This is a genomic window from Bacillus sp. SIMBA_074, from assembly GCF_046534555.1.
Lineage (GTDB): Bacteria > Bacillota > Bacilli > Bacillales > Bacillaceae_G > Bacillus_A > Bacillus_A mycoides.
The window spans coordinates 1-266 of the sequence record NZ_JAWRYM010000650.1 but is presented as its reverse complement, the minus strand read 5'-3'; the positions used below and the strand labels follow the sequence as shown (position 1 = coordinate 266).

The following is a 266-nucleotide window of genomic DNA, read 5'->3' as shown; positions in this document are numbered from 1 at the left end:
CGGGCGGCTGAAAGGTTATGAAAAGGATCAATATTTTATCGCCACTGTCCCAAATAGTGAAATTTCGATGAATAGAATGAATGACGCTGCAGAAGAACATGATATAGAAAAAATTGTGGTCATGCCACAAGACACAGAGACAAGCGCATGGGTAAATTTTTTTACAACGTCCATCTCGGTCATGATCATTTTCACTCTATTTTCCGTTATTTTACTATTGGTCAAAAGAATGAACCATTCTAAATGATGAAAAAACTTGCTTTTCC

General features: G+C 36.5%; 1 pseudogene. It reads left to right on the top strand.

Annotated features, from left to right (window positions below):
- Positions 1–247, top strand: a pseudogene (locus SB773_RS32360) (hypothetical protein); the annotation flags it as partial.
- Positions 248–266 lie beyond the last annotated feature (19 nt).